Source organism: Burkholderia sp. BCC0097, assembly GCF_902832985.1.
Taxonomy (GTDB): Bacteria; Pseudomonadota; Gammaproteobacteria; order Burkholderiales; family Burkholderiaceae; genus Burkholderia; species Burkholderia orbicola.
In genome coordinates this window covers 450,676-475,904 of the sequence record NZ_CADFDM010000002.1, presented here as the reverse complement: position 1 = coordinate 475,904, position 25,229 = coordinate 450,676, and the positions used below count along the sequence as shown (strand labels likewise).

General features: G+C 67.8%; 23 protein-coding genes. 5 read left to right on the top strand and 18 right to left on the bottom strand.

Features of this window, described 5'->3' with window-relative positions; all coding sequences use genetic code 11:
- Positions 1-39: 39 nt before the first annotated feature.
- From HWX07_RS07370 to xylA, 13 genes are all read right to left on the bottom strand, one after another.
- On the bottom strand, positions 40-1,629 hold the full coding sequence (locus HWX07_RS07370; RefSeq protein WP_175875787.1) for a gamma-glutamyltransferase family protein: 1,590 nt from the start codon (positions 1,627-1,629) through the stop codon (positions 40-42).
- Positions 1,630-1,643: 14 nt separating this feature from the next.
- Complete coding sequence (locus HWX07_RS07365) at positions 1,644-3,014, bottom strand: aspartate aminotransferase family protein (RefSeq protein ID WP_175875786.1); 1,371 nt, start codon at positions 3,012-3,014, stop codon at positions 1,644-1,646.
- Between the two features lie 79 nt (positions 3,015-3,093).
- On the bottom strand, positions 3,094-3,858 hold the full coding sequence (locus HWX07_RS07360) for an ATP-binding cassette domain-containing protein (RefSeq protein ID WP_124701902.1): 765 nt from the start codon (positions 3,856-3,858) through the stop codon (positions 3,094-3,096).
- Positions 3,855-4,595 carry an ABC transporter permease subunit gene (locus HWX07_RS07355; RefSeq protein ID WP_175875785.1) on the bottom strand — a complete coding sequence of 247 codons (741 nt, stop codon included), beginning with the start codon at positions 4,593-4,595 and terminating at the stop codon, positions 3,855-3,857. Before HWX07_RS07355 ends, HWX07_RS07360 begins: the two co-directional genes overlap by 4 nt.
- Positions 4,592-5,290 (bottom strand): ABC transporter permease subunit, encoded by a 699-nt coding sequence (locus tag HWX07_RS07350; protein ID WP_175875784.1) that lies wholly within the window; start codon positions 5,288-5,290, stop codon positions 4,592-4,594. Before HWX07_RS07350 ends, HWX07_RS07355 begins: the two co-directional genes overlap by 4 nt.
- 85 nt (positions 5,291-5,375) lie before the next feature.
- Complete coding sequence (locus HWX07_RS07345) at positions 5,376-6,161, bottom strand: ABC transporter substrate-binding protein (RefSeq protein WP_244129945.1); 786 nt, start codon at positions 6,159-6,161, stop codon at positions 5,376-5,378.
- 140 nt (positions 6,162-6,301) lie between these two features.
- Positions 6,302-6,979, bottom strand: coding sequence for a GntR family transcriptional regulator (locus HWX07_RS07340; RefSeq protein ID WP_124701898.1), 678 nt, complete (start codon positions 6,977-6,979; stop codon positions 6,302-6,304).
- A gap of 377 nt (positions 6,980-7,356) precedes the next feature.
- Positions 7,357-7,614, bottom strand: a complete 258-nt coding sequence (locus HWX07_RS07335) for a hypothetical protein (RefSeq protein ID WP_347879186.1) — start codon at positions 7,612-7,614, stop codon at positions 7,357-7,359.
- Positions 7,615-7,711: 97 nt separating this feature from the next.
- Complete coding sequence (locus HWX07_RS07330; RefSeq protein WP_175875782.1) at positions 7,712-8,911, bottom strand: sugar ABC transporter permease; 1,200 nt, start codon at positions 8,909-8,911, stop codon at positions 7,712-7,714.
- Positions 8,908-10,467 (bottom strand): D-xylose ABC transporter ATP-binding protein, encoded by a 1,560-nt coding sequence (gene xylG / locus HWX07_RS07325; protein ID WP_175875781.1) that lies wholly within the window; start codon positions 10,465-10,467, stop codon positions 8,908-8,910. The genes HWX07_RS07330 and xylG overlap by 4 nt, the downstream gene beginning before the upstream one ends.
- A gap of 65 nt (positions 10,468-10,532) precedes the next feature.
- Positions 10,533-11,561 carry a D-xylose ABC transporter substrate-binding protein gene (gene xylF / locus HWX07_RS07320; protein WP_175875780.1) on the bottom strand — a complete coding sequence of 343 codons (1,029 nt, stop codon included), beginning with the start codon at positions 11,559-11,561 and terminating at the stop codon, positions 10,533-10,535.
- Positions 11,562-11,649: 88 nt separating this feature from the next.
- Entirely contained in the window at positions 11,650-13,128 is a 1,479-nt protein-coding gene (gene xylB, locus HWX07_RS07315) for a xylulokinase (protein ID WP_175875779.1), read from the bottom strand.
- Between the two features lie 4 nt (positions 13,129-13,132).
- A complete protein-coding gene (xylA, locus tag HWX07_RS07310; RefSeq protein WP_175875778.1) occupies positions 13,133-14,455 on the bottom strand; it encodes a xylose isomerase in 1,323 nt (440 codons plus the stop codon).
- Between the two features lie 264 nt (positions 14,456-14,719).
- On the opposite strand from xylA, the gene HWX07_RS07305 reads away from it, so the two are divergent.
- A complete protein-coding gene (locus tag HWX07_RS07305; RefSeq protein ID WP_175875777.1) occupies positions 14,720-15,913 on the top strand; it encodes a DNA-binding transcriptional regulator in 1,194 nt (397 codons plus the stop codon).
- Between the two features lie 27 nt (positions 15,914-15,940).
- Complete coding sequence (locus tag HWX07_RS07300; RefSeq protein ID WP_175875776.1) at positions 15,941-17,029, top strand: aldose epimerase family protein; 1,089 nt, start codon at positions 15,941-15,943, stop codon at positions 17,027-17,029.
- A gap of 120 nt (positions 17,030-17,149) precedes the next feature.
- Here HWX07_RS07300 and HWX07_RS07295 read toward each other — a convergent pair whose 3' ends face one another.
- The 4 genes from HWX07_RS07295 to HWX07_RS07280 all read right to left on the bottom strand — a co-directional run bounded on the left by HWX07_RS07295 (position 17,150) and on the right by HWX07_RS07280 (position 21,558).
- Complete coding sequence (locus HWX07_RS07295) at positions 17,150-18,085, bottom strand: 1-phosphofructokinase family hexose kinase (RefSeq protein WP_175875775.1); 936 nt, start codon at positions 18,083-18,085, stop codon at positions 17,150-17,152.
- Positions 18,086-18,390: 305 nt separating this feature from the next.
- Complete coding sequence (gene ftsH, locus HWX07_RS07290) at positions 18,391-20,316, bottom strand: ATP-dependent zinc metalloprotease FtsH (protein WP_175875774.1); 1,926 nt, start codon at positions 20,314-20,316, stop codon at positions 18,391-18,393.
- Positions 20,317-20,349: 33 nt separating this feature from the next.
- Positions 20,350-20,859: a BCAM0308 family protein gene (locus tag HWX07_RS07285; protein WP_175875773.1), complete on the bottom strand. Its 510-nt coding sequence runs from the start codon at positions 20,857-20,859 to the stop codon at positions 20,350-20,352.
- 51 nt (positions 20,860-20,910) lie between these two features.
- Positions 20,911-21,558: a BON domain-containing protein gene (locus HWX07_RS07280; protein WP_175875772.1), complete on the bottom strand. Its 648-nt coding sequence runs from the start codon at positions 21,556-21,558 to the stop codon at positions 20,911-20,913.
- Between the two features lie 282 nt (positions 21,559-21,840).
- On the opposite strand from HWX07_RS07280, the gene HWX07_RS07275 reads away from it, so the two are divergent.
- The 3 genes from HWX07_RS07275 to HWX07_RS07265 all read left to right on the top strand — a co-directional run bounded on the left by HWX07_RS07275 (position 21,841) and on the right by HWX07_RS07265 (position 24,086).
- The gene (locus tag HWX07_RS07275; protein WP_175875771.1) at positions 21,841-22,029 is read left to right on the top strand and encodes a DUF2964 family protein; all 189 of its coding nucleotides are present in this window, start codon (positions 21,841-21,843) and stop codon (positions 22,027-22,029) included.
- Between the two features lie 337 nt (positions 22,030-22,366).
- Positions 22,367-22,552, top strand: coding sequence for a DUF2964 family protein (locus HWX07_RS07270; RefSeq protein WP_027809170.1), 186 nt, complete (start codon positions 22,367-22,369; stop codon positions 22,550-22,552).
- Positions 22,553-22,682: 130 nt separating this feature from the next.
- A complete protein-coding gene (locus HWX07_RS07265; RefSeq protein ID WP_175875770.1) occupies positions 22,683-24,086 on the top strand; it encodes an MBL fold metallo-hydrolase in 1,404 nt (467 codons plus the stop codon).
- Between the two features lie 94 nt (positions 24,087-24,180).
- Here the strand turns inward: HWX07_RS07265 and HWX07_RS07260 are convergent, their stop codons facing one another.
- Positions 24,181-25,221, bottom strand: a complete 1,041-nt coding sequence (locus HWX07_RS07260) for a zinc-dependent alcohol dehydrogenase family protein (protein ID WP_175875769.1) — start codon at positions 25,219-25,221, stop codon at positions 24,181-24,183.
- Between the last annotated feature and the right edge of the window lie 8 nt (positions 25,222-25,229).

The following is a 25,229-nucleotide window of genomic DNA, read 5'->3' as shown; positions in this document are numbered from 1 at the left end:
TCACCCCTCTTTTGTCTGCCGATAACGCGAACGCCCGTGTCAGATACCCAGCGCGCAGCCGTCCTTGCGGTGGTCGGACGCGCCCATCAGCGTGCCGGCCTCCCAGTCGATCCGGATCGCCTGCGCGCCGCCGATCGCCGAGTTCGGGGCGACGAGATTGAAGCCGCGTCGCGCGAGCGCTTCGCGCACCGCCGCGGGCATCGTGCATTCGACCTCCACCTGATCGGTGCCCGGCCGCGGAAAGATGCGCGGCAGGTCGATCGCCGTCTGCAGGTCGAGGTCGTAGTCGAGCACCTTCGACAGGAAGTGCGCATGCCCCATCGCCTGATAATGACCGCCCATCACGCCGAACGTGATCTGCACCTTGCCGTCGCGCGTCACCATGCCGGGAATGATCGTGTGCATCGGCCTTGCGTGCGACACGATCGCATTCGGGTGGCCGGCTTCGAGCGTGAAGCTCTGGCCGCGGTTGTGCAGCATCACGCCCGTTTGCGCGGACATGATGCCGCTGCCGAACGGATGAAACAGCGAATTGATGAAGCTCGCGCAGTTGCGATCCTTGTCCACCACGCAGATATAGACCGTGTCCTTGTGCTCCACCGGGGCCGCGACCGGCGCGCCGATCGCGTGCAGCGCCGCGATGCGCGTGCGCAGCGATTCGACGGACGCCTCCGACAACAGCGTCTCGACATCCATCGGCCGAAGGCGCGGGTCCGCGAGCAGCACGTCGCGAAGCGCATACGCGACGCGTGCGGCATCGATCTCCCGGTGCAGGCGCTCGGCACCGAGCGGATCGTCGTTCGCGTCGCATCCTTCGAGCAGCTTCAGCAACAGCAGCGCGATGACGCCCTGCCCGTTCGGCGGGCACTCGTGCACGTCGTAGCCGCGAAAGCGCGCGGTGATCGGCGTCACGTATTCGCCATGGAACGCCGCGAAGTCGTCCATCGTATGCAGGCCGCCCATGCTGCGCAGGCGCGCGACGATGTCCTCCGCGACCGCGCCTTCGTAGAACACGCGCGGGCCCGCTTGCGCGATCGTCTCGAGAGTGTGCGCGAGCAGCGGCTGCCGATGCACGGTGCCCGCCCGCGGCGCGTGGCCGGCCACCAGCATCTGCGCGCGGCTCGTGGCGTCCAGCGACAGCAGTTGCGCCTGATGCGCCCAGTCCGCCGCCGCGCGCGGCGCGACCGCATAGCCGTCGCGCGCGAGCCGGATCGCCGGCGCAAGCAACGCGGAAAGCGGCAGCGAGCCGTGGTCGCGCGCGAGCGTCGCCCATGCGTCGACCGCGCCGGGCACCGTCACCGCGTGCGGCGAGTGGCGCTCGATCGACGTGACGCCGAGTGCGCTCAGCCGCTCGACGCTGGCGGCGGCCGGCGCCCACCCCGAGCCGTTGAAGCCGACGATGTCGTCGCCGCCGCCGCGCGAATAGAGCGCGAAGCAGTCGCCGCCGATGCCTGTCGAGCCGGGCTCGACGACGCATTGCACCGCGCACGCGGCAATCGCGGCGTCCATCGCGTTGCCGCCGGCTTCCAGGATGCGGATGGCCGCCAGCGTCGACGCGGGATGCGACGTCGCGGCCATTGCGCCGGTCGACATCACGAGCGAGCGACCCGGTTGTTCGAAATTCCTCATGGTGTTCTCCCGATTCAGCGTGCGGACAGCGACCGGCGCCACGCGAGCGTGTCGTCGAGCGCCCGTTTCGACGCATCGAACAACTGGTCGATTTCGTCGTGCGTGATGATCAGCGGCGGGCAGAAATTGAACGCATCGCCCAGCGCGCGGGTGATCACGCCGTACGTCAGCGCGCGCTCGCCGGCATGGGCGGCCACGCCTTCGGACGGCGGAAACGGCGTTTTCGTCGCCTTGTCGGCCACCAGTTCGACGGCCGCGAGCAGCCCGGCCCCGCGCGCCTCGCCCACGAGCGGATGCGCGGCGAGATCGGCCACGCGCTGCTGGAAATGCGGGATCACGCTGCGCACGTGGTCGAGCACGCCGTCTTCGTCGTAGATGCGAAGCGTCTCGAGCGCGACGGCCGCGCAAACCGGATGGCCGCTGTACGTGAAGCCGTGGCCGAAGGTGCCGATCTTCTCGCTTTCGGCCACGAGCGTGCGATAGATCGCATCGTTGACCATCAGCGCCGAGATCGGCAGGTAGCCGGCCGACAACTGCTTCGCGACGACGATCATGTCGGGTTGCATGCCGAAGGTTTCCGAGCCGAACATGTTGCCGGTGCGGCCAAAACTGCAGATGACCTCGTCGGCCACGAGCAGGATGTCGTGCCGCTTCAGCACGCGCTGGATCTTGTCCATATAGGTGGCGGGCGGCACGATCACGCCGCCCGACGCCATGATCGGCTCGGCAAAGAACGCGGCGATCGTGTCGGGCCCTTCGCGAAGAATCAGTTGCTCGAGCGACTCGGCGCAGCGGGTCGCGAACTGCTCCTCCGATTCGCCCGGCAGCCCATGACGATAGTAGTGCGGGCAATCCGTATGCAGGATGCGGTCGATCGGGAGGTCGAAGTCGCGATGGTTGTTCGGCAGGCCGGTCAGGCTCGCGGAGGCGATCGTCACGCCGTGGTATGCCCGCGTGCGTGCGATGATCTTCTTCTTCAACGGCCGCCCGAGCGCGTTGTTGTGATACCAGATCAGCTTCACTGCGGTGTCGTTGGCTTCTGAGCCGGAGTTCGCGAAGAACACTTTCGACATCGGCACGGGCGCCATCGAAATCAGCTTCTCGGCCAGCAGGATAGACGGTTCGGACGACTTATGACCGAACGCGTGATAAAACGGCAGCTTGCGCATCTGCCGGTCCGCCGCGTCGGCCAGCCGCGATTCGCTGAACCCCAGCGACGCGCAGAACAGGCCGCTCAGCGCCTCGATGTAGCGGTTGCCTTCCGTGTCGTATACGTAGACGCCCTCGCCGCGCTCGATCACCATCGGCCCGACTTCGCGATGGCGGCTCAGGTTCGTATACGGATGAAGGACGTGATCGATGTCATTCTGCTTCAGAGTATGCATGGGTACCTTCCCGGTTTCGTCTCTTCCATGATCGTGTCTTGCCTGCGCGGCACCGGCCCGAACAGGCCGCCGGTTCCGGCTATTTGAGCCCGCCGGACAGGAACTTCTGCAACCGTCCGCTTTTCGGCGTTTTCAATATGTCGCGCGGGTGGCCCTCCTCCTCCACCACGCCTTGATGCAGGAACATCACGTGGTTCGACACCTCGCGCGCGAAGCCCATCTCGTGCGTGACGACGATCATCGTCCGGCCTTCGCGCGCGAGATCGCGCATCACCTTGAGCACGTCCCCGACCAGCTCCGGATCGAGCGCCGACGTCGGCTCGTCGAACAGTAGCGCGTCGGGCTCCATCGCGAGCGCCCGTGCGATCGCGACACGCTGCTGCTGGCCGCCGGACAGGTGCGCCGGATACGCGTCGGCGAAGCGCGTCATGCCGACCTGCTCGAGATAGCGCTCCGCCCGCTCGCGCGCCTCCGCGCGGCCGAGCTTCAGCACGTGCAGCGGCGCCTCGACGACGTTCTGCCGCACCGTCATGTGTGCCCACAGATTGAAATGCTGAAACACCATCGCAAGCCGCGTGCGCATCCGGCGCAACTGGACGGGATCCGAAATCCTGATCCGGCCGTTGCGGTCGACCGACGTTCTCACCTCGCCGCCACCGAGCGACACGCGGCCCGACGAAGGCGATTCCAGGAAATTGATGCAACGAAGCAGCGTGCTCTTGCCCGACCCCGACGAACCGATCACGCTGATCACGTCGCCCGGGTTGGCCGCCAGCGAGACACCTTTCAGCACCTCGTTGTCGCCGTAGCGCTTGTGAAGATTTTCGACGGACAGTGCACTCATGTGGCGTGGCTCCGCGATTGAACGAGCGTGGAGAGCGGCAACGGCCTCAAGTGGACGAGCAAGCGCCGCTCGGTTGCCCGGATCGACAGCGCGACGAGCCCCGTCAACGCGAAATAGACGGTGCCGACGGAAATGAACGCCTCGAACGGTGCGTAGTAGTTCGCGTAGAAATCCCGCGCGGCGCCTGTCAGGTCGATCAGCGTGATCGCGCTGACGAGCGACGTGCCGTGCAGCATCAGGATGATTTCGTTGCTGTACGCGGGCAGGAACCGGCGCAGCGCCGACGGCAACACGATGCGGCGCCAGGCGGTCGCGCGCGACATCCCGTACGCCTGCGCCGCTTCGATCTCGCCGTATGCGGTGGCACGGATCGCGCCGGCCAGGATTTCGACGGTATATGCACAGGTGTTCGCGGTCAGCGCGATCATCGCGCACCCGAACGGATCGCGCAGCACCAGCAACAGCGGATTGCCGCGCTGCCACGCGTCCTGCACCCACTGGAACTGGCCGAAGCCGTAATACACGATCATCAGTTGCGCGAGCAACGGCGTGCCGCGCATGAACCAAGTGTACGCCGCCACCGGGCCGTGCACGAAGCGGCTCGGCGACACGCGCAGCACGGCCAGCGGAATCGCGAGCAGCAATCCGAGGGCCAGCGAGCCCACAGTGAGCTGCACCGTCACCCACAGCCCGCCGGCGTATGCGCCGAGCAGCGAGATCCATTGTTCGTGGCTCATCCGTGCAGCCTCCCTTCGCGCATGCCGCGGTTCAGGCGGACGCGGGCGCGCGCCAGGCACGCGGTCGATCCCGACGTCACCAGCAGATACACCGCGCAGGCGGCCAGATAGAACGTCATCGGCGCCTGGGTCGTTCGGCCGGCCTGATCGGAGATGAACATCACGTCGTGCAGGCCGATCAGCGACGCGATCGCCGTGGTCTTGAGCAGCACCAGCCAGTTGTTCACGGCGGCGGGCAACGCGAGCCGCGCCATCTGCGGAAACAGGATGCGGCGAAACGCGAGCCAGCCCGAGAATCCGTATGCGCGCGCCGCCTCCATCTGGCCGCGCGGCACGCCGAGGATCGCGCCACGGAACGTCTCCGTGTAGTACGCGCCGAATATGAAGCCGATCGTCAGCACCGCGGTCGCGAACGCGTCGACGTCGGGCGCATGCAGGCCGAACACGGCCGACAGCCCGTTCAGCAGAATCTGGCCGCCGTAGAACACCAGCAGCATCATCACGAACTCCGGTACGCCGCGAATCAGCGTGGTATAGGCGGTGGCGGCGGACACCAGCACGCGCGAGCCCGACAGCTTGGCCATCGCGCCCGCCATGCCGATGCATACGGCGAGCGCGACGGACAGCACGGCGAGCACGATCGTCACCTCGGCGCCGCGCAACAGCGCCGGCAGGTATTGCTGCAATTCGGACATGACGCTCCTTTCCAGCACGCTCGGGATTCGTTCCGGCTGCGCCGACGCCTGCCTGCGCGCCGGTGCGATGCCGATCGACAAACGATCAGTAGATGTCGAAATCGAAGTACTTCTTCTCGATGGACTGATACACGCCGTTGGCGCGAATGGCCGTGATCGCCTGGTTCAGCTGCTGGCGGAGATCGTCGTCGGTCTTGCGCACCGGAATGCCGTAACCCTCGCCGAGCAGTGTCTTCTGCTCAGGCGTCGTACCGACGATCGGCGTGCCGACGAACTTGAAGTTCGCGCCTTCCGGTTTCGTCAGGAACGCCGAATACGCGGCCGTCGCGTCCTGCAACGCGGCATCGATGCGTCCCGAGCGCAGGTCGAGGTAGACCTCATCCTGGGTCGGGTAGCGCACCAGCTGCACGCCGTTCGGCACCCAGTACGCACTCGCGTACTTGTCGGCCAGCGTGCCGCGCTGAACGCCGACCCGCTTGCCCTTGAGTTCCGACGGCGTCGCGTCCTTGATCGGACTGTTTTTGGCGACGACCAGCCGGCGCGGCGTGTTGTAGTACTTGTCGGTGAACGCGACCTTGTGCTTGCGCTCGGCGGTGATCGCGACCGACGCGACGATCGCGTCGACCTTGTCGGCCATCAGCGCGGGCAGCAAGCCGTCCCAGCCGATCTGCACCAGCGTGCAGTTCGCGTGCATCTGGGCGCACAGTGCATGGATTACGTCGATGTCGAAGCCCACCGGCGTACCGTCGGGCTGCATCGACGAGAACGGCGGGTACGCGCCTTCATAGCCGATCCGGATGTCCTTCCACTCTTTCGCGTGGGCCTGCGCGGCCGCCAGCAGGACGGTGACGAGCAGCAGGAATCTCATCATGGGTCGCTTCATTTCGATACTCCGTAACGTGGTTCGTTGGAAATGACTGCGTGATCGTGTTGCAGCGTTCTTGTCCGACAATTGATTTGGATGACTTATCGATATGTACGAGGCGGTCGCCACCGCCCCGACCTATTCCGTCAGTTGCCGCCCGTCATCCAGTCGCGCACCGCCGGGACGGTCGCTTCGATGTGCTCCCGTACCGCTGCCTCGAGCGCGGCAGGATCGCCGCCCCGGATCGCATCGATCAGCCCCATGTGGTCGTCGCGCGACGTCTTCGGCTTGTAGGCCCGCTCGAGCCACAAGCGCATGTGCGGCTCCACCACCGTATGCAGCCCGGCAACCTGCGTAATCAGGCGCTGACGGCCGCACAGCTGGCACAGATACTCGTGAAAGCTGCGATGCGCGGTCACCCACTGCTGGCCGTCCGGCTCGGCGCGCTCCATCACGTCGATCAGGCGCGTCAGTTCGTCGAGATGCCGCGGCGTGATGTTCGGCAGCGCCATGCGCGCGGCCAGCCCTTCCAGCACGCCGCGCATGCCGAACACCACCTCCATCTCGTCGACGTCGAGCCCCCGCACGATCGCGCCGCGATTCGGACGGATCGCGACCAGCCCTTCGCTGGCGAGCCGACGGAACGCCTCCCTCACCGGCATGCGGCTCGTATTGATCTCGGCGGCGATGTCCTCGGGAATCAGGCGATCGCCGGCCTTGTACGTGCCCATCCGGATGCGGTAGAGCACGTGTGCGTAGGCCTCTTCCTCGGCCGTGGCGGGAAATTGCGGATGCAGCGGCGGCGTACGTGTGTCCATGTTCATGCAATGACCTCTTTCGCGAGCCCTGGGCATCGCCGCGAAGCGCCCGCCCGCCGGACGCGGGTGGCAGGCTCGTGGACTTGCGTTCTATCTCGATTGAAAGGCATTAGTAATAGTGGATATTTGTATCTACGGCTGCACTATACGACGCCAGAAATAATGTCGAATATGGGTTAACCCTTGGGTCGGCAATACGCTGATGCGCGCGCTCCCACGAAGCAAAAACGCCCGACGCCGGAATTCCGGCGTCGGGCGTTTCGGCCAATTACGGTGTACGGCGCACCTAACGCGCAAGCGCAGCGACTTCCGCCGTCAGCGCACCTGGCACTCGCGGAAATCACTCACGAGGCCGTCGGAGGCAGGATCGGCCGCCTCCCCTTTCAGCGTGCCTCCGCGGCAACGGCCACGCGCTTCGACGCGCCGTCCCGCTCAACTCGCTCGACGATGCGCGCCAGCCGAATGATGTCGGTCAGCGCGAAATCGGCCGCGTCGGGCCGGGGCCGGCCGCACTGGTCGGCCATGCGCATCGCGAACGCGAGCGCTTCGGAACGCTCGCGCAGCAGCGCGCGCAATGCATCCGCGATCACCTGCCGGTCGCGCGGGTCATCCAGGCCCAGCACGGAACCGGCAGCCGGCATCGCGAACGGCCCGGCCGCCCGCACGGCAACATCCGGCACGCGCATCGTGTTTCGTTCCATGGTCTTCCTCTTTGTCGACGCGCGACCGACCGGCACGTCAGCGCCGGTTCGAGCGCGACACCACGTCGATCCACACCGCGAGCACCAGCACCGCGCCCTTGACGATCATCTGCCAGTACGCGTCGACGTCGAGCATCGACATCCCGTTGTCGAGGCTTGCCATCACGAGCGCGCCGATCAGCGCGCCGTAGACGGTGCCCGACCCGCCGCGCATCGACGTGCCGCCGATGAAACACGCGGCGATCGCGTCGAGCTCGCCCATCGAGCCGGCGGACGGCGACCCGGCCGCGAGCCGCGCCGTGTTGACGAGGCCGGCGAACGCGCACATCAGCCCCATCAGCGCGAAGATCGCGAGCTTCACGCGATCGGTGTCCACGCCCGACAGCCGCGTCGCCTCCAGGTTCGACCCCACCGCATAGATGCGCCGGCCGAATACCGTCTGCGTCGCGATCCACGAGAACACGCCGAGCAGCACGAGCAGCAGCAGCACGGGCACCGGGATACCGCCGTAACGGTCGAGCGTCGCGACGAACGCGAACAGCACCGCGCCCGCGCCGACGATCTTCGCGACGTCCTGCCACAGCGGCGCGACCGCGAGCCGGTAGCGCCGCCGCGTGCCGCGCTGCCGCACCACCAGCAGCGTCGCAACCGCGAACAGCAGCACCGCGAGGCCGTCGCCGGCCACGCGCGGCAGATAGCCCTGCCCGATGAACACGAAGCCGTCCGACACGGGCGCGATCGTCGAGCCGCCCGTCACGCCGAGCAGAATGCCGCGAAACGCGAGCATCCCGCCGAGCCCGACGATGAACGACGGCACGCGCCGATAGGTCGACCACCAGCCGTTGAAGAGCCCGATCAGCACGCCGAGCGCGAGCACGGCCGGGACCGTCGCGGCGACTGGCCAGTGGCGGTTGACGTCGAGGATCGCGGCGACGCCGCCGAGCAGCCCGAGCAGCGAGCCGACCGACAGGTCGATCTCGCCCGCGATGATGACGAACACCATCCCGCACGCGAGCATGCCGGTGATCGACATCTGCCGCAGCAGGTTCGATACGTTGCGCGGCGTGACGAACGCGCCGTCCGTCAGCACCGAGAAGAACGCCCAGATCGCGACGACCGCGAACAGCAGCGCAAGCACCTTGTAGCGCGTGAAGACGTGGCGCAATGGCAGCCGCGGCGCGCGGCCGGAGCCTGCATCCGGCGTCGCCGGGGTCGAGGAAGAAAGTTCGGAATTCATATTGCACTCGCTGCGGTGGGTTCGGCGGGCAGCCGCGCGGGCTTCAGCGCGGCGCCGAGAATCTGTTCCTGCGTAAGGCCCTCGTTGACGAAATCGCCGCGCAGCTCACCCTCGCCGATCACCAGCACGCGATCGGCCAGGCCGAGCACCTCCGGCAGTTCCGACGACACGACGATCAGCGCGACGCCGCGCCTGGCCAGCGCGAAGATCAGCCGGTAGATCTCCGCCTTCGCGCCCACGTCGACGCCGCGCGTCGGTTCGTCGAGGATCAGCACCTGCGGCTCGGTCAGCAGCATCTTCGCGAGCACCGCCTTCTGCTGATTGCCGCCCGACAGGCTCGCGATCGAGAGGAACGGGTGAGCCGCGCGCACCGACAGCCGCTGCATCTCGGTGCGGATCGTATCGAGCTCGGCGGCCGCGTCGATCCGCCCGCGCGCCGCGAAGCGCCGCAGCACCGCAAGCGTGATGTTGTGGCCCACGCCGAGCTGCGGCACGATGCCGTGGCGCTTGCGGTCCTCCGGCACCATAGCGATGCCGGCGCGGATCGCATCGGCGGGCGAGCGGATCGCGAGCGGCCGGCCGTTCATCGTCACACTCGCCGTGCACGCGCCCGGATACGCGCCGAAGATCGCCTGCATCAACTCGGTTCGGCCCGCGCCCACCAGCCCGGCGACGCCGACGATCTCGCCGCGCCGCACGCTGAACGACACGTCGTCGACGCGCTTGCGGCGCGCGTTCGTCACGTCGCGGCACGTCACGTGGCGCACGTCGAGCACGACGTCGCCGATCTCGTGCGGCTCGCGCGGATACAGGTCGTGGATCTCGCGGCCCACCATCATTGCGATGATCCGGTCGGTGGTCAGCGCGGCCATCGGCTCGGTCGCGACGTGGCGTCCGTCGCGGATCACGGTGACCGTGTCGCACACGGCCGCCACCTCGTCGAGCTTGTGCGAGATGTACACGCAGGCCACACCGCGCCGCTTCAGGTCGCGCACGATGTCGAGCAGGATCCGCGTTTCCGACGCGCTCAGCGACGACGACGGCTCGTCGAGGATCAGCAGCTTCGCCTGCTTGTTCAGCGCCTTCGCGATCTCGATCAACTGCTGGTGGCCGCCGCCGTAGTTCATCACCGGCTGCGCGACGTTGATCGTGTCGATCCGCAGTTCGTGCAGCAGTTCCTCCGCGCGCTGGACCATTGCCGCGAAGTGCATGCGCCCGCCCGGCAGCGTGATCTCGTTGCCGAGGAAAATGTTCTCGGCCACCGACAGTTCGGGCACGAGCATCAGCTCCTGATGGATGATCGCGATGCCCGCGCGCTCGGTGTCGCGCACGCCGGACGCCACGAGCGGCGCGCCTTCCCAGCGGATTTCGCCGTCCCACGTGCCGTGCGGGTACACACCCGACAGCACCTTCATCAGCGTCGACTTGCCGGCGCCGTTCTCGCCGCACAGCCCGACGCATTCGCCGGGGCGCACGGTCAGGTCGATGCCGTCGAGCGCCTTCACGCCGTCGAATGCCTTGACGATGCCGCGCATCGTCAGCAAGGGTTCCGTCATTCGTTCATGCCTCGCAGTAAGCGCGGCCGCCATCGCGGCGGCCGCGCGTCGCGTCCGTCGTACGCTTACTGGCTTGCCAGTTGGGCCTGAGTATAGAAGCCGTCCTTCACGACGACGTCGACGTTGCGCTTGGTCAGCAGCGTCGGCTGCAGCAGCACCGTGTCGACCTTCTTCTTGCCGTTGTCGTACTGCGCGTTGAACGCGGGCTTCGTGCCCTTCGCGAGATCGACCGCGAGCTTCGCGGCTTCGCTCGCGATCAGCTTCAGCGGCTTGTAGACGGTCATCGTCTGCGTGCCGGCGATCACGCGCTTGACCGCCGCGAGATCCGCGTCCTGCCCGGACACCGGCACCTTGCCGGCCAGATGCTGCGCGGCGAGCGCCTGGATCGCGCCGCCGGCCGTGCCGTCGTTCGACGCGACGATCGCGTCGATCTTGTTGTTGTTCGCGGTCAGCGCGTCCTCGACGATCCGCAGCGCGGTCGACGCGCTCCATTCCGGCACCCACTGCTGACCGACGACCTTGATGTCACCGCGGTCGATCGCCGGCTTGAGCACCTTCAGTTGTCCTTCGCGCAGCATCTTCGCGTTGTTGTCGGTCGGCGCGCCGCCCAGCAGGAAATAGTTGCCCTTCGGCTTCGCGTCGAACACGCCCTGCGCCTGCAGCTCGCCGACCTTCTCGTTGTCGAACGAGATGTACGCGTCGACGTCCGCGTCGAGAATCAGGCGGTCGTACGACACGACCTTGATGCCGGCCTTCTTCGCCTCGGCGACGACGTTGCCGAGCGTCTTCGAGTTGAACGGCACGATCACGATCACGTCGACGCCGCGCGAGATCAGGTTCTCGATCTGGGAAATCTGCCGCTCCTCGCTCGCGTCGGCCGACTGCACCGACACCTTCGCGCCGAGCTTCGTCGCGGCCGCGACGAAATAGTCGCGATCGCGCGACCAGCGCTCGACGCGCAGGTCGTCGATGCAGAAGCCGATCTCGGGCTTGTCCTTGCTCGCATGGGCGAGCGGCGAGCCCAGCGCGAGGATCGCCAGCGCGGCGGCGCCGGCAAGCGAACTCAATACGGTACGACGCGTCACGGTTTTCATGTCTCCAAACTCCTTGTTATGGAACCACCTCACGAACCGCGGACGGCCGCCGGAATGCACCGCCCGCATCGAGTCACTGCAATGCGCGTCAAGCGCCCGTCGCGAACACCGGTTCGAGCGCACGGTACAGCGCGCGAAACGTCGGCCGGCGCACGTCGCGATACCACGCGTGGCGCTCGGGATCGGGCTCGCGCACCGCGACGACGGGCGGCTGCGGGCACACGTCGGCGAGCCGCGCATGCGGTTCGACCGCGAGATGCGCGAGGCGCGCGGCGCCGAGCGCCGGCCCCACTTCGCCGCCCTCGCGCAGCGTCAGCGCGCGGCCGCTCAGGTCGGCGAGCATCTGCGTCCAATACGCACTGCGCGAGCCGCCGCCGATCACCGTGATGCTGTCGGGGGCGAGCCCGGCCGCATGCAGCGCGTCGATGCCGTCGAGCAGCGCGAAGCCGACGCCTTCGAGCGTCGCGTTCGCGAGATCGGCGCGCCGCGTGTCGGGCGTGAGCCCGTAGAACACGCCCTTCGCGTTCACGTCGTTGTGCGGCGTGCGCTCGCCGCTCAGATACGGCAGGAACCACGGGCGGCTCGCGCGTGCGTGCGTTTGCGCATCGTCTAGCAGCGCCGCGACGCCGTCGTAGCCGGCCAGTTGCGCGGTGAAGTCGAGGCAGCCGGCCGCGTTCAGCATCACCGACATCAGGTGCCATGTATCGGGCAGCGCATGACAGAAGCTGTGCACCGCCGATTCGGGATTCGCGCGAAACCCGTCCGACACCGCGAAATACACACCCGACGTGCCGAGCGACAGCAGCGCGTCGCCGGGCCGCACGATCCCGACGCCGACCGCGCCGGCCGCGTTGTCGCCGCCGCCGGCCACCACCGGGATCTCGCGCAGGCCGAGCGCCCGTGCGACGGCCGGCAGCAGCGTGCCGGTGATGCGGTTGCCCTCGAAAACGGCCGGCATTTGCGTGCGCGACAGCCCGCACGCGGCGAGCAACGTGTCGTCGTAATCGCGCTTCGCGACGTCGAGCCACAGCGTGCCCGCGGCATCCGACGGATCGGTCGCGAACGCGCCGGTCAGCCGGTAGCGCAGATAATCCTTCGGCAGCAGTATGTAAGCGATGCGCGCGAACACGTCGGGCTCGTGACGGCGCACCCACAGCAGCTTCGGCGCGGTGAAGCCCGGCATCGCGACGTTGCCGGCCACCGTGCGCAGCGACGGCGCGAGATGTTCGAGTTCGGTGCACTCCGCGTCCGCGCGGCCGTCGTTCCACAGGATCGCGGGACGCAGCACGTCGCCATGCGCATCGAGCAGCGTCGCGCCGTGCATCTGGCCGGTCAATCCGAGTGCGTCGATGTCTCGTGGATCGATGCCGGCCGCGCGTGCCTCCGACACGAGCGCGGCGAGCGCGCCGCACGCGGCCTCCCACCAGTCGCGCGGTGCCTGTTCGGACCAGCGCGGCTGCGGCCGGCTCACCGCGAGCGGGCGGGTCGCGCTCGCGCGCACCGCGCCGTCGCGGTCGAGCAGCACCGCCTTCACGCCCGACGTGCCGAGATCGAGTCCGATGTACATGGCGTCAGCGCAGACCGTAGATCGCCTGGTTCACGATGTTCTCCAGCCGCTCCTGCGCGCCGCTCGCATGCCGCGGGTTCACGCCCCGCGCGAGCGCGTCGGCCGCCAGCGACTCGAGCGTATAGCCGCCCGACAGGATCTTGCGGCCGAATTCATCGTCCCATTGCGCATAACGCTGCCGGCGCAGCGCGTCGAGCCGGTCGTTCTCGACCAGCACCGCCGCGCGTTCGAGCGCGAGCGCGAGCACGTCGATCGCGCCGACGTGGCCGTAGAACAGATCCTCCGGATCGATGCTCTGACGGCGCACCTTCGCGTCGAAGTTCATCCCGCCGGTCGTGAAGCCGCCGTGGCGCAGGATCTCGTAGAACGCGAGCGTCAGCTCCTCGACGCTGTTCGGAAACTGGTCGGTGTCCCAACCGTTCTGCGGATCGCCGCGGTTCGCGTCGACGCTGCCGAACACGCCGAGCGCGAACGCGTTCGCGATCTCGTGATGGAACGAATGGCCGGCGAGCGTCGCGTGATTCGCCTCGATGTTCACGCGGATCTCGTTCTGCAGCCCGTACTGCACGAGGAAACCGTGCACGGTCGCGACGTCGTAGTCGTACTGATGCTTGGTGGGCTCCTGCGGCTTCGGCTCGATCAGCAGCGCGCCGTTGAAACCGATCCGGTGCTTGTGCTCGACCACCATCGACAGGAAGCGGGCGAACTGGTCGCGCTCGCGCTTCAGGTCGGTATTGAGCAGCGTCTCGTAGCCTTCGCGGCCGCCCCACAGCACGTAGTTCTCGCCGCCGAGCCGATGGGTCGCGTCGAGCGCATGGCGCACCTGGGTCGCGGCCCACGCGAACACGTCGGGGTTCGGGTTCGTCGCGGCGCCGGCCGCGAAGCGCGGGTGCGAGAACAGGTTCGCCGTGCCCCACAGGAGCCGCACGCCGCTTGCCTGCTGACGCTCGCCGAGATAGTCGACCATCCGCGCGAAATTGGCCGCGTATTCGCGCAGGCTGTCGCCTTCCGGCGCGACGTCGGTGTCATGGAACGTATAGAACGGCGTGCCGAGCTTCGTGAAGAATTCGAATGCGGCATCGGCCTTCATCCGCGCGCGTTCGAGCGCGTCGCCCGGCTGGTGCCACGGCCGCTCGAATGCGGCCTGCCCGAAGATGTCGTTGCCCGGCCACACGAACGTGTGCCAGTAGCACACCGCGATCCGCAGATGCTCGGCGAGCGTCTTGCCGAGCACGCGCTTCTCGGGGTCGTAATGGTGATACGCAAGCGGGTTGTCCGACTGCGGGCCTTCGTAGCGAATTGCGGGAATGTGTTCGAAATACGACATGGCGTCTCCGGGCAGGTTCTTTGTTGCAGCGCAACGCGCATCACGACGACGCACGCGGCTGAATTCGTTGGCTGGATCGTGCCCGCGCGCCTGCCGCCCGGCAATTGCGAAATTGCGCAGCGTGCTTGATGTTTCTTGCCAGTCGTATGCGTGCGGCCTGCGTTCCGTCCTACAATCGCCGTACACCAGACACCGCGCGCCGCCGTCGAGCGCGCCCCGGAGACAACGGCATCGCGCCCGCCAGGCGCACGCCCCCACACCGAGATGACACGCGCCCCTTCCGCCCAGACACCGCACCGCATCGCGCTGCTGTTCAACGCGAACAAGGTCTACGACCGCGAGATCATCAGCGGCATCGGCCAGTACCTGCACACGACGCGCGTCGTGTGGGACCTGTTCCTCGAAGACGATTTCCGCTGCCGGCTCACCGGGATCGAGCGTTTCGACGGCGACGGCATCATCGCGGACTTCGACGACCCGGCCGTGGCCGACGCGCTCGCCGGTTCGCCGCTGCCGATCGTGGCGATCGGATCGTCGTACGAGGATCCGGCCCAGTACCCGGACGATGTCCCATATATTGCGACGGACAACCCGAAGCTCGTGTCGCTCGCGTATACGCACCTGATCGGCGCCGGCCTCGCGCACTTCGCGATGTACAGCCTGCCGGTCGCGCAGGAGAACCGCTGGGCGCAGCAGCGCGAGCTGGCGTTCGACCGGCTCGCGCGCGCGGACGGCCTCGACGCGCCGATCTACCGCGGGCTGTCGACGAGCGCGTCGGGCTGGAATCACGCGATCGAGCAACTGATCGACTGGCTGCATGCGCTGCCGAAGCCGGTCGGCGTGATCGCGGTGACCGATGCGCGTGCGCGGCATCTGCTGCAGGCGTGCCTGATCGCCGGCATCGCGGTGCCGGAACAGGTCGCGATCATCGGCATCGACAACGATCCGCTCACGCGCACGCTGACGCGCATTCCGCTGTCGTCGGTGATCCAGGGCACCGAGGAAATGGGCCGCACCGCCGCGCACCTGCTGCACCGGATGCTGCTGGGGGCGCGCTTTCCCGGGCAGCGCATTCTCGTGCCGCCGGTCGGCATCAACGTGCTCGAATCGACGCGCCACCAGCCGCTGGCGAGCCCGCACGTGATGCGCGCCCGGCATTTCATCCGCCAGTACGCGTGCCAGGGCATCAAGACCGAACAGGTCGCCGACTATGTCGGCGTGTCGCGCTCGCTGCTCGAGGAACACTTCCGGCGCGAACTGCAGCGCACCGTGCACCAGGAGATCCTGCGTCACAAACTCGAAGCCGCGCAGGCGTTGCTCGCCAGCCGCCAGGCATCCAGCGCGGAAGTCGCGATCCGTTGCGGGTTCACGTCGCTTCAATACATGTACGCCGTGTTCCGGCGCGAACTCGGCTGCACGCCGCGCGAATACCAGGAACGCGCGGCCGCCACGAACTGACGCCGCCGCCCCATTCGACCTCCACTCATGCACATCGATACCGATTCCTCCCATCTGACACCCGGCGTGGCACGCGTGCTTTCGGAGCCGTGGGGCACGCTGCCCGACGGCGAGCCCGTGCGGCGCTATACGCTGCGCAACGCGCACGGGATGCGCGTCGTCGTCAGCGACCTCGGCGCGACCGTCGTGTCGTGGCTCGCACCCGATCGCACCGGGCGCTTCGCCGATATCGTGCTCGCGCACGACACGCCGGCCGAGTACCTCGAATCCGGCGCCTATCTCGGCGCGACGGTCGGCCGCTGGGCAAACCGGATCGCCGGCGCGCGCTTCACCCTCGACGGCGTCGACTACCTGCTCGATCGCAACGAGAACGGCAACCTGCTGCATGGCGGCGCGAACGGTTTTCATCGCGCGCGGTGGGACGTGGTCGACGATGGCGGCGGGCTGACGCTGCGGCTCGATTCGCCGGAAGGCGACGCGGGATTCCCCGGCAACGTGCGCGTGCAGGTGCGTTACACGCTCGACGACGACGGCACGCTGACGATCGACTATTCGGGGTGGACCGACGCGCCGACGCCGCTGAACCTGACGAATCACAGCTACTTCAACCTGAACGGGCGCGCGGGCAGCGACGTGCGCGGCCATCTGCTGCACATCGACGCCGACGCGTTCCTCGAGGTGGACGACGCGCTGATCCCGACCGGCACGGCCGACGTGACGGGCACGGCCTTCGATTTCCGGCAGAGCGCGCCGCTCGGCGCGCGTCTCGACTGGCCGCATGCGCAACTGGCGCGGGCGCGCGGCTTCGATCACTGCTACGTCGTCGGCAACGGCGCGCGGGAAGTCCGGCCCGTCGCGCGGATCTACGATCCGGAGAGCGGCCGCGAGTTGATCGTGTCGACCGATCAGCGCGGCCTGCAGCTCTATACGGGCAACTATCTCGACGGCCTGCGCGTGAGCGGCGGCACGCGCTGCGTGCCACACGCGGCGCTGTGCGTCGAGGCGGGCGGGTTTCCGGATCAGGTGAACATGGACGGCCTGCGCGACGACGTGATCGTGCGGCCGGGCGACGTCTATCGGCAGACCACGCGGTATCGGGTCGCGGTTCACGCATAGCGCGGGCGGGTAGGCGGGCGGCGTCGATACCGGCGGCCGCGCCGGCATCGACCGTCGCCGCGTGATCCGGCTTTCGTCGTGCAGATTCAGGCAAGCGCGCATCTGCTGCGCGCCTGCTATTCAACTTGCCTGCGCAACCAGTTCGGCATGAATCCGCTCGACGTCGTCGCGCGTGCACAGCGCCGTTCCGGGTCGTTCGACCGACGCCGCCGATGCCGCCAGCGCATAGCGGCACGCATCGTCGAACGGCACGCCGCGCGCCAGTGCCCACACCATGCCGCCGACGAAGCTGTCGCCGGCGCCGACCGTGCTGCATACCGCTGCCGGCCTGCCGGGCAGGCGCAGCGTGCAATCGCGCGTGACGACCCATGCGCCGCGGGCGCCGAGCGTCAACGCGACGATGTCGGCGTGGCCGCGCGCCACGAGTTCGCTCGCCTTCCGGCATGCCGACGTGTCGTCGAGCGGCTCGCCGGCCAGCGCGCTCAGTTCGCCGATACTGGGCTTGACGAGATGGACGCCGGCCTCGAGCGCCGCCTGTAGCGCCCGGCCCGCCGCGTCGACGACCACTCGGCTGCCCGTTGCCTTCGCCGCGCGCGCGAGCGTCGCGTAGAGATCGTCGGGCGCGCCGGGCGGCAGGCTTCCGCTCAGGACGAGATAGCGCGGCGCCGGTTGCATCGCATCGATGCGCGCCGCGCAGGCGCGCCACTCCGCCCCCGTGACCGGCGGCCCCGGCATCAGGAAACGGTATTCACGCCCGGTCGCGGTCTCGGTCACGCACACATTCTCGCGGGTCTCGCCGGCGATCCGGATGCGCTCGCTCGGCAGATGCTCGGATTCGAGCAGCCGCGTCAGGACGTCGCCGGTCGGGCCGCCGGCCAGGTACAGCGCGACGCAATCGCCGCCGAGCCGGTGAACGGCCCGGGCGACGTTGATCCCGCCGCCGCCGGGGTCGCGCCGCGGCCGCGCGCAGCGCAGCTTGTGCGTGTCGACGATGCGCTCGACCGACGTAGAAACATCGACGGCGGGATTCAATGTGACGGTAACGATGTCGGTCATGGTTCGTGGCTCTCGGTCGATGGCTGGACGCCCCGCCGGCTTCTCGCGACGGACGCAGGCGCGGCGATGCCCGACAACCGATGCATGCCGGCCGTGGCTCCACCTTACGTTCGATGCCGGCCACCGCGTTGACCGCCGTCAAGCCTCGCCGCGGACGCGTCCGCTTGCGCTCGATCGACGACGCGTCCGGGCGGACGCCTACAGTGAGTCATTCATCGTTGCCGAGCCCCGCCATGGGCGAGCAGCCGCCTTGCACCGCCGTGTTCGCCGAACGCTATGCGAGGCCCGGCCCGGCGCTCGTTCGTTCAGGCGGAGGCGCCCGTGGTCGTTTCCGTGTCGGCCCGCGCGGGCCGGCACGCATCGCCGGTATCGCCGGTATCGTCGATATTGCCCGCCGGCGTGATGAGCGCCATCAGCCCGTCGTGATCGATCGATTCGTGCTGCAGCAGGCTGCGCGCGATCCGCTCCAGCGCATCGCGATGCCCGCCGAGCGTGGCCGCGACCCGCGCGTGCGCATCGTCGAGCAGCGCGCGCACCTCTTCGTCGATCAGCTGCGCGGTGTGCTCGCTGCAATGGCCGTCGCCCGGCGTCCACACGGCCGGCACGCCGCCCTGCGAGACCGCATCGTCGAGCGTCATCAGCCCGATCCGGTCGCTCATCCCGTACTGCATGACCATGTGCCGCGCGAGCGCGGTCGCGCGTTCGAGATCGTTCTGCGCCCCGGTCGATACGTCGCCGAACGCGATTTCCTCGGCCACCCGCCCGCCGAGCAGCACATCGAGCCGGTCGAGCAGTTCGCTCCGGCGCAACACGTAGCGATCCTCGGTCGGCACCTGCTGCGTATAGCCGAGCGCCGCGATCCCGCGCGGGATGATCGACACCTTCTTCACCGGATCGCAGTGCGTACGACTCTGCGCGACGAGCGCATGGCCCGCTTCGTGGTAAGCGATGGTCCGCTTCTCCTGCTCGTTCATCACGCGGCTCTTGCGCTCCATGCCCGTCAGCGCGCGATCGATCGCCTCGTCGAAATCGGCCATCGCGATCGCCGGCTTGCCGAGTTCGGCCGCATGCAGCGCGGCTTCGTTGACGACGTTCGCGAGATCGGCGCCGACGAAGCCCGGCGTGCGTTGCGCCAGTTCCGCGAGGTCGACTTCCGGCGCGAGCTTCACGCGCTTCGTATGGACGGCCAGGATCTGCTTGCGGCCGGTCAGGTCCGGCCGGTCGATCGCGATGTGCCGGTCGAACCGTCCGGGGCGCAGCAGCGCGGGATCCAGGATTTCCGGCCGGTTGGTCGCGGCCATGATGATGACACCCGAATTCGCCTGGAAGCCGTCCATCTCGACCAGCAGCTGATTGAGCGTCTGTTCGCGCTCGTCGTTGCCGGACATCAACCCGACGCCGCGCGCCTTGCCGAGCGCATCGAGTTCGTCGATGAACACGATGCAGGGCGCCTTCTGCTGCGCCTGCTCGAACAGGTCACGCACGCGGGCCGCACCCACGCCGACGAACATCTCGACGAATGCCGACCCGCTGATCGTGAAGAACGGCACGCCGGCCTCGCCGGCGACGGCGCGTGCCAGCAGCGTCTTGCCGGTGCCCGGCGCGCCGACGATCAGCACGCCCTTCGGGATCTTGCCGCCGAGCCGCTGATAGCGTTCGGGGCTGCGCAGGAACGCGACGATCTGCTGCAACTCGGCCTTCGCCTCGTCGATCCCCGCGATGTCGTCGAACGTGATGCCGGTTTCCTGCTGCACATACACACGCGCCTGGCTCTTGCCCATGCCGCTCAGGTCCCTCATCCCGCCCGGCCGACGCATCATGAAGTTCCAGGCCAGCACGAGGACGATCATCGGCAGCAGCCACGTCGCGAGCATCGCGATCCAGCCCGAATCCGGCACGCCGCGATAGCGGATGCCGGCGGCCGTCAGCGCGGCGACCAGATGATCGTCGCCGACGCGGTTCGTCGTGAAGCGCCACGGCGGTCCCGCCTTCTTGACGGCGACCGCGTCTGAGGCCGGCAGCATCGCGCCGGCTCCCGGCATGCGCAGCGCGCCCGAGATCGACGACTGACCGATGTCGAGCTCGTCGACGAGCCGCGCGTCGACCAGCCGATGAAAATCGCTGTACGAAATCGATGTCGTCGCCGGCTGGGCCGACAGCAATTGATAGGCGACCAGGACCGCGAACGCGATCGGGATCATCAACCCGGAGTAGTCGAATGCTTTTTTCATCACGTCGAGGCTGTGCGCCGGACCCGTGACCGCTCAGGCCGCGTCACGGGTCCAGTTCGCGCGCAGCATGTCCTCGCTGTCGCGATAGTTGAATGCCAGCGCGCCGTGATGCGCGTGCAGCAGCGCGTCGCCCATGCGCCTCACGATATGCACGCCGGTGGTGCGAATCACGAGTGCGTCGCCGGATTGCTCGATCTCCATGATGCGTTCGAGCGCGTGTTCGCTCATCTCGAGATCGGCTTGCCGCTCCAGCAGTTCGAGAATCGCCGAGCGATGCCGGCGCACGTATTCGCCGCGCAATACCAGTTCGCCCGCCGGCGCGTTTTCCCGCATGCGCTTGCAGGCCGGGCATTCGAGTTGCCGCCGGTCGAGCGGCGTCGCGTACCAGGTCCAGCGGCCGGCGTCGCAGACGGCGCCGCATCCTTCGCAGATCCGGTCGCCCGCCGGCCGCTTCGGATCGCGATAACTGTCCTTCGTATGCGGCTGCATGCGCTTGTCGCGGCGCAGATAGTTGCGGCCGGGGCCGGAATGCGAACGATTCATGGCTAATTCTCCGTGGTAGACGGCGGTACAGGCGCGACGCTCATGCGACGCTCACGCAACGGTCAACCGGTCGACGACCTCGCGCACGCCCCTGACCGACGCCGGCGCGCCGCACGCGGCACGCCTTTCCGCCAGCGACGCGACCGTGCCCGTCAGCGTGACGATGCCGTCGTCCGCATCGATCGCGATCCCGGCGGATTCTCGCTGCGCGCGACGGGCCAGCGCTTCGGCGATCCGCGTGCCGACGTCGGGCACCGTCTGGTCGGCCTGCACCCGAATGCGGTTCGCGACGCCGACGACGCCCTTCATCCGGCTCACCATCTTTTCCGCTGCACGGCTCTGGAACGCATGCTCGACGTCGCCGTCGAGCGTCACGCAGCCGTGATCGACTTCGACGCGAATCTGCTGATCGCGCAATGCCTCCTGCCAGCCGAGCGCGAACGTGATCGCGATCGCCAGTTCGTGGTCGGCACAGGCATCCTGTGGCGGCTCGACGTTCAGTTCGAGCACCAGCGCGCGCGCATCCGCGACGTGCAGCGCGGTTTTCTGCGCTTCGAGCTTCTGCGCCCAGCTGTCGACCGTGCCGCGCAGCGTCACGATCCGGTCGCGTACGTCGACGTCGATCCGGCGCGAATCGATCGCCGGATTCCAGAACAGCGCCTGCTCGACATCCTGCTTGAGTGCTGTATCGGACTTCATGTCGGTCTCCCGTCCCGGCGCGTGCCGATCGCGAAGCGTGCGACCGGACGTGCGCCGTACCGGATTCAGCATCGCGCATGGCGGTGCCGGCGGCTTGACGAGGATCAAGCAACCGCGGGCTTGCGGCAACGGCGACCCGGTGCGCCACCGGCCGATTCGTCCGTTGATGCAGATCAACGGGCCGCAGGAGCGCGACTCGATCATGGCGACAGACACCGCGAACGACGCGACGACGCGAACATGTCGCGGCGAGATGACCGAGCCGCTTCCCGGGAGACCGTCATGAACCGAAAGCAGTACCGCGTCGCACTCGCGACGCTGAGCGTATTCATCGCGCTGGCGTCGCTGGCCGGCATCGTGCATGGGATGCTGTTCGACGAGCGGGTATTCAGGTATTCGATCGTCACGTTGATCCTGAGCATCCTGTCGTTCGTGGTGCTGCTGAATCTCGCGCCGGGCGACCGCCCGTAAATCGACCATCGGCTGGACGATCGGCCCTATGCCTGTCAAGCGAGGCTTCACTCGAAACGCATGACGGCCGCAGTGATGCAGATCAAGGGGGCGCGCGGCAATCGTCGGATATAAGTGAACCCGAAGTGGCGTCGCCATGAGGGCGGCGCCATCCCGCGATCCCGCTCCCATTCCCGTATCCGATGACGCATCCCATGCCTGGCAAGACTACTTCGTCGACGGACGTCTGCGCGCGTTGATCGGGCAGGCGCTCGCCAACAATCGGGATCTACGCGCAGCGGTCGCACGCTGAACCCGTGCGAAAGGACGAACGCTGGCCGCCCCACGGGAGAACGTCATGATTCGCCATTCGTACCGGACCGCGCTCGCCACGCTGGGCGTGTTCATCGCACTCGCGTCGCTGCTGGGGGTCGTGCACGCGATGCTGGTCGACGCGCACGTGCTGCCGTACGCGATCGTCACGCTGGTGTCGGGCATCGTCGCGTTCGTCTCGCAGCTCGATCCCGCTTCGAAAGAGCGATAGCGAAACAGCCCGACGCGCCGCATTCGATCTCATCGCTTGATGCGGGAATCCCTGATTTCCGTCAATCGCCACCGGACGGTTCGCGATGTAATCGACGCACTGAACCCCTCGACTTTCACGGAGGCGAGCGATGAAACTGACTTTTCTCGGTGCGACCGAAACCGTGACCGGTTCGAAGTATCTGGTCGAGCACGGCGGCCGGCGCGTACTGGTCGATTGCGGCCTGTTCCAGGGCACGAAAAACCTGCGCTTGCGCAACTGGAGCCCGCTGCCGCTCGCGCCCGACACGCTCGACGCGGTCGTGCTCACGCACGCGCATATCGACCATACCGGTTACTTGCCGGTGCTGGCGCGCGAAGGCTATCGCGGGCCCGTGTACTGCACGGCGGCCACGGCCGAACTCTGCGATATCATGCTGCGCGACAGCGCGCGGCTGCAGGAGGAAGAAGCCGACTTCGCGAACCGGCACGGCTACTCGAAGCATCATCCCGCGCAGCCGCTTTATACGCTCGACGATGCACAGCGCGCGCTGCGCCTGCTGACGCCCGTCGCCTTCGACGAATGCACGGCGCTCGGCGACGGCCTGGCGTTCCGCCTGCTGCCGGCCGGGCACATCCTCGGCGCGGCGAGCGTGGTGATGCACTGGGATCACAAGGTGCTCGCGTTCTCGGGCGACCTCGGCCGCTATCGCGACCCGATCATGCAGCCGCCGCGGCCGCCCGCCCATGCGGATTTCCTGGTCGTCGAGTCGACGTACGGCGACCGTCTGCATCCGGAATCGGACCCTGAGAACGAGCTGGCCACGTTGTTCGACACGACCTTCGCGCGCGGCGGGGTGGTCGTGATGCCCTGCTTCACCGTCGGCCGCGCGCAGGAGATCCTGCACTACATCGCGCGACTGAAGGCGTCCGGCCGCATGGCGCGCGTCCCCGTGTTCCTCGACAGCCCGATGGCGACGGACGTGACCGAAATCTATCGCCACCATATCCTCGAGCACCGGCTGACGCTTTCCGAAGCAAACGCGCTCGGCCACGCGGCGACGATGATCCGGACGGTCGAGCAGTCGAAGGCGATTGCGGAACACCACGGCCCGATGGTCATCATCGCCGGAAGCGGCATGGCCACGGGCGGCCGCGTGCTCCATCACCTGAGCCGTTACGCGCCCGACGCGCGCAACACGATCGCGCTGGTCGGCTATCAGGCGGCCGGTACACGCGGCGCGGCGCTGGCCGCGCACGAACCGACCGTCAAGATTCACGGCGAATACGTGCGCGTGCGCGCGCAGGTCGAGTCGATCGCCGCGCTGTCCGCGCATGCCGACTACGAGGAGATTCTCCGGTGGCTCGGCACGATGCAGCCCGCGCCCGCACGGACCTTCATCACGCATGGCGAACCTGCATCGGCGGACGCACTGCGGCGGCGTATTTCGGAGCGATTGCACTGGCCGTGCGAAGTCCCGACCTACGCGCAGACCGTCGATCTCGACGCAGTCGAATCGGACGATGCGCGCGAGCCGGCTGCCGTTTCGTCCTGACCACGGCGCCGGCGAAACACCGGTCGGCACCGGCCCGGCGCGGCGGGAACCGAACGACGTTGCGTACCGGCCTCCGTCACACGCCACCGGCCCGTCAACCGACTTCGATGATGACCTTCAGCGCATGGGTTTGCGCGGCGCGGCCGAACGTGTCGTACGCACGCTCGACGTCGTCGAGCGAAAACCGGTGGGTGATCAGCCGTGCCGGATCGAGACGCCCCGCGCGCACGGTCTTCAGCAGCATCGGCGTGCTGACCGTGTCGACGAGCCGCGTCGTGATCGAGATGTTGCGATCCCACAGCTTCTCGAGATGCAGGTCGGCCTTCACGCCGTGCACGCCGACGTTCGCGACGACACCGCCCGGCGCCACGAGCGCCGTGCACATCTCGAACGTCGCCGGAATGCCGACCGCCTCGATCGCGCAATCGACGCCGATGCCGTCGGTCAGCTTCATCACTTCCGCGACCGGATCGCCGGTGCGGCCGTCGATGCAATCGGTCGCGCCGAAGCGACGCGCGATCTCGAGCCGGTTGCTGTCCGGGTCGATCATGATGATCCGCGCGGGCGAGTAGAACTGCGCGGTCAGCAACGCGGCCAGCCCGATCGGACCCGCGCCGACGATCGCGACCGAGCACCCCGGCTGCACCTTGCCGTTCAGCACCCCGCATTCGAACCCGGTCGGCAGGATATCGGACAGCATCACGAGCGCGTCCTCGTCGGCGCCGGACGGGATCCGGTAGAGGCTCGTCGCCGCATGCGGGATACGCACGTATTCGGCCTGCGTGCCATCGATGCGATGACCGAGAATCCAGCCGCCGGTCGTGCAGTGCGAATAGAGTCCGCGGCGGCAGTATTCGCAGCGGCCGCACGACGAGATGCACGAAATGAGCACGTGATCGCCCGGCTTCAGCGAATCGACCGCGGCGCCGACCTGCTCGACGATGCCGACGCCCTCGTGGCCGAGAATGCGGCCGGGCTCGCAGGTCGGTACGTCGCCCTTGAGGATATGCAGATCGGTGCCGCAGATCGTCGTGCGCGTCACGCGGACGATCGCGTCGGTGGGCGACTGCAGTTCCGGCATGGGCCGTTCCTCGAGCGCCTTGCGCCCCGGCCCGTGGTAGACGAGTGCTTTCATTGCTGTTG